The organism is Clostridioides sp. ES-S-0005-03 (genome assembly GCF_020658455.1).
Lineage (GTDB): Bacteria > Bacillota > Clostridia > Peptostreptococcales > Peptostreptococcaceae > Clostridioides.
Map to the genome: position 1 here is coordinate 1,480,665 of NZ_JACVWI010000001.1, position 13,319 is coordinate 1,493,983.

Below are 13,319 nucleotides of genomic sequence, written 5' to 3' on the forward strand. Positions count from 1 at the left end.
TATGCTCTCCTTTTACTAACGTTTTATTTTTTTACGTTGTTTTTTAGGAATATTTGGAGTTAATGTACAATAGGTTATATGACCTATACTTTCACTAAACTCTTTTCTTGCTTGATATAAACAATCTTCTTTTTTACTACAATAACAGCATTTTATTTTTACTGCTTTTGAGTAAAGCTCCTCTTTATCTTTCTTCTTAATATTTTTTTGCTTAACAGCCATATATTCACCCTCCTTATTAATACTTTTCATTTTCTGAATATACCAACCATTTTTCTCTATTGTAAATTATTTAGTAAAAAATTCTCTTATCTTTGACTTATTCAATAGTGAATTATAAACATCTTTTTTATAAATTACAGACATCATGCAAGCATTTATTAACTCATCAATGCAAATTTCTACATCATTTAGATTATCTTCCTTTATCTCATTAAGTAAGTTAAATTCATCTCTTAAATTAATAAAATTATTTATAAATGTATTTACATCATGTTTAGCTAAAAATAGATTATGTAAAGAATCCTCTATATTTCCATGTATACTTTTTTCATTAAATAAGTCATTTTTCATAGTTTTATTTATAAGGTTAAACTTTTTGTTTAGAATAAAATGTGTTTCTGAATTTATTGGTTGTCCTTTTTTTCTATTTTCAATCAAATATAATTCTTTAATTATTTTTTCTATTTTCTTACAGTATTCTAATAAAATAAATGTAACTTGAATATCATAAAATAATGAAAAGTAATTTATATTATGATTACTCTTTTCATATTCATACTGGTTCAATTTATTAATAAATGAAGAATCTATATCATCAAATAAATAATCATTTTTTTTAGTTGTGTATATCCCCATTACAAAGATTTTTCTTATATTTAATAATTCGTTTTTTATATTTAATATCTCTAAGTAACTTTCAAACTTAGAATCTCCATATAAATTTTTAAAATTTTCCTCTTTTAGTACATATTGTTCAGATTCTGTAATAGAAAAACAATACTGCTTTGTAATCTTACCTTGATATGCATCATTTTCTATCAAACTCAAATAGGATTTGATTAATGATATAAGTTCATTTAATTTTGATACTACTTTTGATGGATGATACTTTTCAAATGACTTCAAAATATTAGTCTTATAATCCTCAATTGTTATAGGTTCATTTACTATTGATGTATATTCAAAATTTTCAAATCTCCCTACTTCTAAATTAGGATTGTAACTCAATATATTCTCTTCCTTTATACTTTTATCCATATTATTCCTTCCTTAGTTGAGATATCTTAGACTAGTATATCTAAGCTTGTTAGCATTATTTAAATGCTAACAAGCTTATTTGGGATTCTTAGATTTGTTGGTATTACGCGGATTTTTTGAGGGGTCATATTTGCTTATTCACTATGTAATATACCCTCTATAAGATATACTTTGTTAAATTAAAAAGCATATTTTTTGTTTTATATAAAATTTTTTTGTAATTTACTTTCAATATCTGCTAATGTATTTCCATATGTAAAATCAGTTATACTCATATCATTTGCTACATTATGATTCAAATTTTCATCATAAGCTAATTTATAATACTTAAGTTTGTTTTGAAAATTATTTTTGGTATTTACTATTAGCTCCTTGTGATTTTCATCTATTTTTACAACCACACCTAAATAATTATATCCCTTTTCCATAGCATGTTTAAAACAGCTCTCTAAATTAATTTTTTTTAACATTGTTCCCCCCTATTAAGTTTACTTCTTATATTTATTTTTATATATGTATACAATGACTAATTTTTGTACCATTAAAATTAGTATTGTATAAAAAATATTCTACCTACTACACTATTTAATTGATTCAAATTTACATCATTAAATACGAGTTTCAAATTATAGTAGTAAAAGACTTTGTTTTGGCAAAAGTCAAAGAATATTTATTATCTATATATATACCTATACATTTCTCCATTTTGTAACAAAAAAATAAAATTTATATTATGCTTTTTGTAGAATATCTGTATTTAATAAAAAATATTGTCTTTATAATCATATACACTTTTAAATATTTTAAATTTATTTTCACGATATAAGAAATTATATAATCTCTTATACAAGTATATACAATAAAAAATGGATTTAATTTGTCATATAATTTCTTAGACTTCATATGACTAATTAAATCCATTGCAATCAACTTTAAACTATGCATTTGATTTTTTTATTATAAAAGGAATGGTTATAATTGTACCTATTAAAGCATCTACCATATCAATCATAGTATCTTCTAGTCCTCCAGCTTGTGTAGTAGTCCCAATAAAAGTATCCATTAGAAATTCACCTATTTCCCACAAACTAGCCACTCCCATACTAAACATAAATACAAATATAACTAAAAATATTTTACTCATCTTACTTATATCTTTTTGTATATAAAAATATTTAATTGTAGAAAATGCTACAATACATGATATTATACCCGACCATAAATGTAAAAAATCATCATAATAATTTATGTCATAAAAATTAAAACAAGTACCTAATAATGATGCAAACATTATAAATAATACAAGTACAATATATAATTCATTGCTCAAAAGTCTTTTATTTTGCCTATTTAAAATACTTAATATAAAAGTACCAATTAAACTGATTGCTACTAAACCTACATTTCCAAAAGCTCTATTTGTAGCAAAAAATATGGCACATAAAACATATACTATATAAAGTAAAATGGTTATTGGCTTTAAAAGTTTATTCATAAATAATTTACCTTTCCAAAACATTCTATATTCTATAATAACTTAGGATTAACATCATTATCACCATAACCATAAAGTTTTAATGGCTTAAGTGCTGGGCCTTCAAGTATGTTTCCTTTATAGTCAAATCTTGAACCATGGCATGGACAATCCCATGTTTTTTCTTCACTATTAAAATTAAGTTCACATCCTAAATGAGTACATGTAGTATCTACAATATAAAAATCTCCTCTATCATCTTTATAAACACCATATCTTTTTCCATCAATATTAACAATCTTTCCTTCACCACTACTTTTAGGCATATCTCCACTACCTATTTTTAATTTTCCAGTTACATAATTCCTCGCTACATTTGCATTTTCCTTTATAAAATCCATTGAAAAATAACTACCTAATCTCGATGGATTGAAAGTGTCCTTATAGTCAGAAGTTTTATTTATTATTAAATCTTTTATTATTATTCCTGCAGCAGTTCCATTAGTCATTCCCCATTTAGAAAATCCTGTAGCTACATAAACATTATTCTCCCTTTTATTGATATAACCTATATAAGGAACATTGTCAAAACTCATATTGTCTTGAGCAGACCATTTACATTTAAAGTCTTTTATCTTAAATACTTCTTTACCATAATGCTCTAAATCATCAAATATTTCTTCTTCAGTTCCACCTTGACCAACTTTGTGGTCTCCTCCTCCAAAGATTAATAGGTTATTATTTTCATCATTACATTGTCTAAAAGTTATTGATGGGTCATCTATACTTATAAATATACCCTCTGGCAATTCATTTTGTAGGACTGCAACCATTAAATAGGCACGTTCAGCATATTCCTTTGCAAAATAAAAATTCAACCCATCATACCATGGACTGTGAGATGAGATTATAACATTTTCAGCTTCTATTATATTATTATCTCCAGTCTTAACTCTACATATAGCTCCTTTTTCTAGGTCTACTATCGGCGTGTTTTCATATATTTTTAGCCCTAAATTTACTGCTACTTCTGCCAAACCATCAACATATTGTTTTGGATTAAATTGACCTTGATTAGAAAAATGAATAGCTCCTTTTACATCTAATGGAATATCATTTATAGTTTCATAATATTCGCAATCTATGCCTATTTTTTTACATGTACGGTATTCATCTTTAATATCCTTTATAGATTCTTCCTTTTCTGTAAAGACAAAAGATGGAATCCTTTGAAAATCACATTTTATATTATTTTCACTGATTATTTTCTCAATCAATTTTAAAGCTTCATTATTTGCATTATAATATGATTTAGCTTTATCTAATCCATATTTTTTTTCTATTTTAGAATATACTATATCATGTTGACAAGTTACTTTACCAGTATTTCTGCATGAAGTTCCATATCCTACTTTATCAGCTTCAACAAGTGCTACTTTTTTACCTTCTTTTGCTAATAGATATGCAGTTGTTAAACCAGTTATTCCTCCTCCTACGACTAGACATTCTACTTTTATATTCTCGCCTAATTTTTCATATTTTTTGGGACTTGAATTTAAAATCCAATACGATTCATTCATTTTAAATACTCCTTTACATGTTAAATAAGAATAGTTTTTCCATCATAGGGTTTATTTATTATAAATAATATAAAAAAATAAACGCAATACTATAGATTATTTGTTTATCATTTTCTCAAAGATACTATAGTTAACCAATCTTATAGCATGCTTTAAAATTCTTTTGAGATTACTTTTAATTGATTTTTATTTAATGAGGTTTATTTTTATCTCTATCAATTTATATGTCTATGAAATATATAGTTGATTTTTGTATAGTAATATATTACTATTTATATTATAGGGGATTATCTAGTTAATGACACTAAAACAAATATTCAGAAAAAGTAAAATGGAGGTTTTATGAAAAACAAAATAATTATAGGCATTACTTGTTTATTTATATTGCTAATGTCTGGGTGTACTTCAAAACATACAACAGAAATAAATGTATTAGCCACTACCGATTTACATGGAAACATCCCTTATGAGTTAACTTCTTATGTAAGGGAACAAAGAGAAAAAGATAAAAATATAACTTTAGTAGATGCTGGAGACTTCTTTGACAGTGGAGTAGCTTTAGGAAGTAGTATGGATGATTATTCTAATGCTATGCTTAAAGATAACAACAACAAAACTGAAAGCTATATTGAAACGCCTATTTCAAAGGACATGAAAGAAGTCGGTTATGATGCTGTAGTTCTTGGTAATCATGAATTTATATCTCTTAATAAATTTCATTTAGACAATATGATATCTGATTTTGAAAAACAAAAAATAGATGTATTATCAGCTAATACTTATAAGAAAAATGGGGATAGCTATACAAAACCATACATAATAAAAAATATTGATACACCAGAAGGAAATGTAAAACTAGGAATTCTAGGACTTACTATAAAAGAAGTTGGTGAAGGAAAACAACTAAATGAAAATGGAGAACTTGTAGATTCTAAATCTTTAGAACTAAAAGACCAAGAAGGTTATAGTGGTGAACTATATATGAATGATTTAGTAGAAGATGCTAAAAAATGGGTAAAAATCATGGAAAAAGAAAGTCCAGATATAATAGTAGCTGTTGCGCACACAGGTGAAAGACCTAAAAATCCTAAAAATCCAGGCAATAGAATACAAGATTTAGCTCAACAAGTTGATGGTATTGATGCGATAGTTGCAGGGCATAATCATGTTCAAATTGAACAACACGATTATAAAAACACATTGGGAGAAAAGGTTATAGTTACTGAACCAGGAAAGCATGGAGAATGTATTTCTAAAATTAACTTTAAATTAGAAAAAAATAACGATAAATGGAGTGTAGTTGACAAATCCAGTGAGTTAGTTAAATTTGAGAAAAATAAAGAAGATGAGAAATTTGGACAATTTGTTTCTTCACTTATGAAAGCTAGTGAAAACAATAATGAAATAAGACTGGCAAAAGTAATGCCGCCTGAATGGGATAAAATATTTATCTTTAAGTCTGGAACATCAGCAAACGATATATATAAAGCTGTAGGATATAAATGGAGAAATATATCTTCTCCAAAAGATAGAGATATGCTACAAATTGTCGTTATGAAGAATAATAAACCTGTTACTTATCTATATGGAGAATCAGAGCTTATGCCATTTAATATAAAATGTGATGAATCAGAGTACAAAAACAATGTTGTGACTATTTATCCTAATAAAAATGATAAATTCAAAGTTATAAAAGGTGAAAAAAAATACAATATTAATTTAGAACATATAGAGTAGAGTTTTATTCCTTGATTTAAGATTGAATATTAAAATATTAATTAAAAGATGAGATGTAAGATTTATGAAACATGATACAAAATATAAGTCAAGGCTAATTGAAAGTTTTTCAAGTAAAAAACTATACTATGACTTAGTTATAAAGCTATAAAGTATTACAAATAACTATAAAATAGATATTCTCATCTGATTTAAAAATTTGACAATGAAATACCCTATACTTTAAGTAAATTTTTTTAAATAATAAAAACTGACTGTCAGTTAAATGCCAGTCAGTTATTTTATAATAATTTCATTTAAATATATCTAAAATTATCCCTTTTAATACTATTATGCGCTTTGATTTAGTGGTTTTTTAAGTAGTGCTAAAAGCATCATTCCAACTATAGCACCTACAATTATAGCCACTATATATCCAAGAGGATGAGTAACTACTGGTATAACAAATACTCCTCCATGAGGTGCACGAAGAGCTGCATTAAATAGCATACTAAGTGCTCCTGCTACTGCTGAACCTCCAATACAAGCTGGTATAACATGAAGTGGGTCTCCAGCTGCAAAAGGTATTGCTCCCTCTGTTACAAATGATAACCCCATTACATAGTTAACTTTACCAGACTCTCTTTCTTCTTTTGTAAATCTATTTTTGAAGAATGTAGTTGCAAGAGCTATAGCAAGTGGAGGAACCATACCACCAGCCATTACTGCTGCCATTATTTCAAATTGCCCTGATTCAAGAGATGCTACACCAAATACATAAGCTGCTTTATTCACAGGTCCACCCATATCTACAGCCATCATTCCACCCAACACTAATCCTAAAACTATTTTTGAAGTTCCACCTAAACTATTTAGGAATCCAACCATAGCATTATTAATTGCTGTAACTGGAGGTATTACTAGAAATGTCATTATAACGCCCATCAAAAGAGTTCCAAATAAAGGATATAATAATACTGGTTTTATTCCTTCTAATGAAGTTGGTAATACATTAAATATTTTCTTAAGTCCTTCTACCAAATATCCTGCTATAAAACCTGCAAGTAATGCTCCTAGAAAACCTGAACCACCATCTCCTGCAAGAGCTCCTCCCACAAAACCTACAACAAATGCAGGTCTATCAGATATAGAATATGCTATATAACCTGCAAGTACAGGTAACATAAATCCAAATGCTTTATCTCCAATTCCCTTAAAAAATGCTGCTATTGGTGTATTTGAACCGAAATGTGAAGGGTCAATAGAGTAATCATCAAGTAAGAATGCCAAAGCTATAAGTATACCTCCACCAATAACAAATGGCAACATATTAGACACACCATTCATTAAATGCTTGTAGACTTTTCTAAATCCACTTTCGCTTTCTTCACTTGATTCGTTGTGACTTCCTTCTTCTCCATGATAAATTGGAGCATCTCCATTTACAGCTTTATCTATAAGTTCTTCCGCTTTGTGTATACCATCAGCAACCTTAGTTTTTATAACTTTTTTGCCATTAAATCTGGCCATTTCAACATTTTTATCTGCTGCTACTATTATACATTTAGCATTTTCTATCTCTTCTTTTGTAAGTCTATTCTTAACACCTGCTGAACCATTAGTTTCTACTTTTATAGAGATACCTTTACTTTCAGCCATTTTATTTAAACTTTCAGCTGCCATAAATGTATGTGCTATTCCTGTTGGGCACGCTGTTACTGCTAAAACTTGAGGATACTTACTAATATTTTTATCTTTATTATTTAAAACATCCTCTTTACTAATTTCTTCATCCTGATATTCTTCACTGAATTTTTCTCTTTCTTTTTTATCTATTATTTCTTTGAATTCTCTTGCTGAATTTGAATTTATAAGTTTATTTCTAAAATCTTCATCCATAAGTACTGTAGATAATCTAGATAATACTTCAAGATGTGTATTATTAGCTCCATCTGGTGCAGCTATCATAAAAAATAAATTTGACAAACTTCCATCAAAAGATTCATAATCTATACCTTCCTTTGATACAGCTGCTGCTATACAAGCTTTAGTAACTGCTGTAGTCTTAGCATGAGGAATAGCTACACCTTCTCCAATTCCTGTTGTACTCATCTCTTCACGGGCTAAAATTGCTTTCTTATAATTTTCTTTATCATTTAAATTACCACTATTTTCAACTAAACCAACTAGTTCTTCTATTACTTCTGGTTTATTTTTTGACTTTAAATTTAATTTAATTGATTTTTCATCTAATAAATCTATAATTTTCATAAGTTCTCATTTCCTCTCTATATATTTTTTAGGTTATTTTTAAAATCTTTTAACAGATATTTCGTTTACTAATTTATCAATATATTTTCTTTCAGCTAAATCATATGAAAAAGCAGTTGCACTTCCTGAAGCTGCACCTAATTTAAGAGCATAATCATATTCACCAGTACTTAGATATCCAGATATAAACCCTGCTACCATAGAATCTCCTGCTCCTGCAGAATTTTTTACAGTTCCTTTTGGTACATCACTTATAAATACTTCATTATCTTCTGTAATCAGTAATGCACCATCTTTACCCATTGATACTAAAACATTTACAGCTCCCATTTCTTTTAACTTTTTAGCATACTTTACTATATCTTCATTTGAATTTAATTTAACACCAAACATTTCCTCTAGCTCATCATTATTAGGTTTAATTAGGAAAGGCTTATATTTTAAGACATTAAGAAGAAGATTTTTTGTTGCATCTACAACAATTTTTATATTCTTTTCTTCTAGTCTAGACATTATATTTTCATATAATTTTTCATCTAAAGTAGATGGTATACTACCTGCCAATATTAAAATGTCATCTTGATTTAATTTATCAAGTTTTTTATATAATAGGTTGATGTATTCATCATTTATATTGGGTCCTTGTCCATTAATTTCAGTTTCCTCTGACACTTTTATTTTTACATTTATTCTTGAAAAACCGTTTTTCAATTTTATAAAGTCTGTTTTTAATTTTTTTTCCTCCAATGTTTTTACTATATATTCACCAGTAAAACCACTTATAAAACCTAATGATGTATTGTCATGTCCAAGTTCTTTAAGTATACAAGACACATTTATACCTTTTCCTCCTGGATAAACGTATTCTTCATTTACACGATTTGTACTTCCTGTACTTAATTCATCTAATTTAACTATATAATCTATTGATGGATTTAATGTTACTGTATAAATCATTTTGCCACCTCTTTTTATTTATTTATCTTATGTTTATATCTTAACTCCATATTAATATCCCTGAAAGTCAAAAAATTTCTCTTAATTAAAAGAGAAATTTATCGTTTTTATCTTATTTAGTTTTATATTATCCAAATTTGCATGTGTATATACAACACTATGTTCTATATATCTATTTAAACATGTTTACAAATTTTTCGAAATTGCTATTTTCACATATGCTTATAACTTTCGCTATGGAGTCTACTCTTTTGTATATGTTTGAAAATATAACTTCATAATCTAATATTTTATCTTTATCAAGTGCCAACATTATTATTAAGCGCACATCTGATATTTCCCAAGCAATTGGTTTTTTTAGTATTCCAATTGCTATTTTATTATCATAAACCTTTCCAATAGCTCCATGTGGTATAGATACCATGTTGCCTATTTCTGTTGTTGCTATTTTTTCTCTCTCAAAGTAAGAGTTTTTCATGTCATCATCTATATAACCTTTTTGTACAAGTTCACTTGCCATAAAATCAATAACTTCTTCTTTATATTTAAAATCTAAGTCAGTAAAAAACAACGCACTATCAAATAAGTTTTTTATATCTAAATCCAAATATACATTTCCTGTTTCTATATATTTTTCAATTAATTTAATTTCCTTTTCACTCAACATTGGAGAGATGTTTATTACTGGTATATCACCTATTTCAATAGGTACAGTAGATATTACAAAATCAACATCTATAACCTTTACATATTCAACTAGATATGAAGGAATGACCTTTAATATTTCTAGCTTTTCTCTAAATATATTCTCTAATTTAGCTTTTATTAACATTGAGGTACCTATACCTGATGTACAAACTATTATCGCTTTGAAAACCTTATCTTTATTATTATAGGATGCCCTCTCAATAGCACCTCCTATATGTAGAGCTATATTTGCAACTTCATCTTCGTTGATTTCTATTTTTAAATCTTGTTCTATTGTTTTTTTAGCTATATTAGCTAACTCAAAGGCAAAAGGATACTTTATTTTAATATCTTGTGCTATTATAGGCGATTGATTCATGCCTAACTTTATTTTCTTACACAAGCTACTAATATGCTTATATAAATATTCTTCAAATATATCATCATGGCTTATATCTATTGACGTAGCTAGCTTTAAATTCTTACAAAACGTTCTTATCGAATTTATTATAATCTCTTTGTTCTGTTCATTTTCCAATATTGAACTTCTTTTGTTGCTATAAGTTTCTACATAGTCCTTTATAAACTCTCTTTCATCATACTTATGCCTGCTCAAAATAACTAATATATTATTTAATACATTCTTAAATTCTATATCAGTTAGTACTAATCCATTTTCATTTAATGCGTCTAATAGTATTTTTTTTATTATTAACTTCTTTTCTTTTATATCGTCATTTAAAAAATCATTTAGACTGAGTTGGTTGTCTCTCTTATTACTTAAATCAATTATACAATTTAATATCTTATCTTCATTTTCAGAGATACATATACCTTGTTTATGCTTAGATTTAACAGAAATTGAATACTTATCAAATATCCTCTTGACTTCTTTTAAGTCATTTTTTACTGTTGAAACACTTACATACATAGAATCTGCTAAATCTTCAAGCCTTATAGTATTTTTTTCTTCATTGCTTAAAGTTAGTATTTTTCTGATTATATATTCTACCCTATCTACATCATCATAAAGGTTACTATTTAAATTCACTTCATCAAAGCTTCCCTCTAACTTATAACCAACACCTCTTATTGATAAAATTTTACCATTTTTAAGCTGTTTGTTAATATCCTTTATTTCATTTTGTATAGTCTTTGAAGAACACCCTATTTCTTGGCTTAAGGCAAGTCCACTCATTGTATCTTTTGAATTTAATAGTATCTTTATTATATTTATCTGTCTAGCTGTTATATTTAAACTCATAAAATCACCTTTTACTCTAGATATTGATTTCTCAATTTTTTTATCTCTTCTTTATTTAAATTAAATTCTCCATATAGATACTCTTCTACACTATTGTATTCCTCATCAATTCTTCTAAAGGCTGTATTCATATATTCTTCATTTACACCAAATATATAATTTAATCTTTCTTTTGGAATATCTTTAAATTTAGGCTTACATTCTATAAACCTTTCTATTTCCTTATCTGCAAACTCATTGCTTTTTAGATAATCTTTCATTATATTTTCTCTTGATACACCCAAAATCATAAGAATTATAGCACTTCCTACACCAGTTCTATCCTTACCAGCTGTACAATGATTTAGTACTGGCAAATTAGAGTAATCTTTTATAAGTTCTACTAACTTTTTATATGAAGGATTATTTACAGGTAGATTATAGTAGCTATTATTTAGCATATTAAACGCACCATCTTTTTCAAATAAACTCTCAATCATATCTTCGATAGAGCCAAAACGACCTCCTGATTCTTCTAATTCTCTCATTGCTGGAATTCTTATATTTTTTATATTTGATATTATTGTTGATGGATGTTTACGTGCCTCTTCATCACTCCTATAATCAAATACATATTTGATATTTAAGTCTTTTAAAATCTTTATATCATTCCTACTCAAATTTGACAACTTTGCAGACCTATAAAATAAACCATACTTTACAGTTCTACCATCCGCTGTTTTATTTCCACCTAAATCTCTAAAGTTTTTCATCTTACCACCTCTTAAAAATTCTCTATCATATGATAAGTTATCTACTATATTTAGCTCAAACATTATAAATTAATTTTATCACAATTTTATGCTATTTATTTAAAATATTTTTTCGTATTTGCTTAATAATTTTAAAATACAAAAGTATATCTTTATACAAAATTAACCTAAATTTTACATAATTTATTTACTACATAGAAGCTTTATAGTTTATAATCAATATACAGTAGTATATTTTATACAAATAAGACCATATTTAGAATAATATCAAATACATTGGAGGTTTTATATTATGGACATTCAAAAACAAAAGAGCTTTATAATTAAATTTACATATGTAGTTTTAATAGCAAGTATTATATATGTTGTCTTAAAATTCTTATTTCCATTATTAATGCCTTTTGTGATTAGTTTTATCATTGCCTTTATTTTAAGACCTATTATAAAACTTATTACAGATAATACAAACTTAAATCGTACATTCATTTCTGCGGTAGTACTTTTAGCCTTTTATGGATTAGGAATATTTTTATTAGTTAGTTTTGGTGCAAAAATATTTGCAAGTATAAGCGACATATTTTTTAGACTTCCTGATATATATAAATCAGGTATACAGCCAACGTTAAACACTTTATTTTCTAAGATAGATGCTAGTACACCTAATGTTAATCTAGCATTGATACTTGGTTGGGATAATATCAGTCAATCTATGATGTCTTTAGTTGCCTCTATTTCAACAAATGCACTTAATGCTATTGCAAGTATTGCAAGTAAAACACCTGCATTTATGTTGAAACTTATTGTAACTTTAATTGCTTCCTTCTTCTTTACATTTGACTATCAAAAAATAGTGAACTTTATTTTAAGACAGTTTCCAGAAAAAAGTCAGACAATGATAATCAATATAAAAAATAGTAGTATCAATGCTATTTTAAAATTGTTAAAAGCATATGCCATACTACTATCAGTAACATTTGTAGAACTTCTTATTGGTCTTAATATCCTACAAGTTGAAAATGCATTTACTATATCTGTCATAGTTGCGCTTGTCGATATTTTACCAGTATTAGGCACAGGAAGTATCTTAACTCCTTGGATGATTATTTCATTAATCAATGGAAATATACATTTGGCAATAGGGCTTTTAATACTATACATCATCATAACTGTTGTTAGACAAATATTAGAACCAAAAGTAGTAGGGCAACAAATTGGTCTGTATCCTTTAATAACACTAATGTGTATGTTTGTTGGTGCTCAACTATTTGGAATAGCTGGATTATTTGGCTTTCCTATTGCAGCTACAATCATTAAAAATCTACATGATAATGGGATTATTACTGCATTTAAATAACTTA

11 protein-coding genes are annotated in these 13,319 nt (G+C 26.9%); 2 read left to right on the forward strand and 9 right to left on the reverse strand.

Annotated elements, in window-relative coordinates:
- Window positions 1-15 precede the first annotated feature (15 nt).
- The 5 genes from IC218_RS06870 to IC218_RS06890 form a co-directional block, all read right to left on the reverse strand.
- Entirely contained in the window at window positions 16-222 is a 207-nt protein-coding gene (locus IC218_RS06870; protein ID WP_227824103.1) for a hypothetical protein, read from the reverse strand.
- Window positions 223-288: 66 nt separating this feature from the next.
- A complete protein-coding gene (locus IC218_RS06875) occupies window positions 289-1,260 on the reverse strand; it encodes a hypothetical protein (RefSeq protein ID WP_227824104.1) in 972 nt (323 codons plus the stop codon).
- A 200-nt stretch (window positions 1,261-1,460) separates the two neighbouring features.
- Window positions 1,461-1,730: a hypothetical protein gene (locus tag IC218_RS06880; RefSeq protein WP_227824105.1), complete on the reverse strand. Its 270-nt coding sequence runs from the start codon at window positions 1,728-1,730 to the stop codon at window positions 1,461-1,463.
- A 467-nt stretch (window positions 1,731-2,197) separates the two neighbouring features.
- On the reverse strand, window positions 2,198-2,755 hold the full coding sequence (locus IC218_RS06885; RefSeq protein ID WP_227824106.1) for a hypothetical protein: 558 nt from the start codon (window positions 2,753-2,755) through the stop codon (window positions 2,198-2,200).
- A gap of 32 nt (window positions 2,756-2,787) precedes the next feature.
- A complete protein-coding gene (locus IC218_RS06890) occupies window positions 2,788-4,314 on the reverse strand; it encodes an FAD-dependent oxidoreductase (protein ID WP_227824107.1) in 1,527 nt (508 codons plus the stop codon).
- Window positions 4,315-4,656: 342 nt separating this feature from the next.
- Between IC218_RS06890 and IC218_RS06895 the strand changes: the two genes are divergently transcribed.
- Window positions 4,657-6,051 carry a metallophosphoesterase gene (locus tag IC218_RS06895; protein ID WP_227824108.1) on the forward strand — a complete coding sequence of 465 codons (1,395 nt, stop codon included), beginning with the start codon at window positions 4,657-4,659 and terminating at the stop codon, window positions 6,049-6,051.
- A 330-nt stretch (window positions 6,052-6,381) separates the two neighbouring features.
- Here the strand turns inward: IC218_RS06895 and IC218_RS06900 are convergent, their stop codons facing one another.
- The 4 genes from IC218_RS06900 to IC218_RS06915 all read right to left on the reverse strand — a co-directional run bounded on the left by IC218_RS06900 (window position 6,382) and on the right by IC218_RS06915 (window position 11,961).
- Window positions 6,382-8,301 (reverse strand): PTS fructose transporter subunit IIABC, encoded by a 1,920-nt coding sequence (locus tag IC218_RS06900; protein WP_227824109.1) that lies wholly within the window; start codon window positions 8,299-8,301, stop codon window positions 6,382-6,384.
- Window positions 8,302-8,340: 39 nt separating this feature from the next.
- Entirely contained in the window at window positions 8,341-9,258 is a 918-nt protein-coding gene (gene pfkB, locus IC218_RS06905; protein ID WP_227824110.1) for a 1-phosphofructokinase, read from the reverse strand.
- Window positions 9,259-9,430: 172 nt separating this feature from the next.
- Window positions 9,431-11,209: a BglG family transcription antiterminator gene (locus IC218_RS06910; RefSeq protein WP_227482767.1), complete on the reverse strand. Its 1,779-nt coding sequence runs from the start codon at window positions 11,207-11,209 to the stop codon at window positions 9,431-9,433.
- 11 nt (window positions 11,210-11,220) lie between these two features.
- On the reverse strand, window positions 11,221-11,961 hold the full coding sequence (locus tag IC218_RS06915) for a tyrosine-protein phosphatase (RefSeq protein ID WP_255616325.1): 741 nt from the start codon (window positions 11,959-11,961) through the stop codon (window positions 11,221-11,223).
- A 292-nt stretch (window positions 11,962-12,253) separates the two neighbouring features.
- On the opposite strand from IC218_RS06915, the gene ytvI reads away from it, so the two are divergent.
- Window positions 12,254-13,315: a sporulation integral membrane protein YtvI gene (ytvI, locus tag IC218_RS06920; RefSeq protein ID WP_227824112.1), complete on the forward strand. Its 1,062-nt coding sequence runs from the start codon at window positions 12,254-12,256 to the stop codon at window positions 13,313-13,315.
- Window positions 13,316-13,319: the final 4 nt, after the last annotated feature.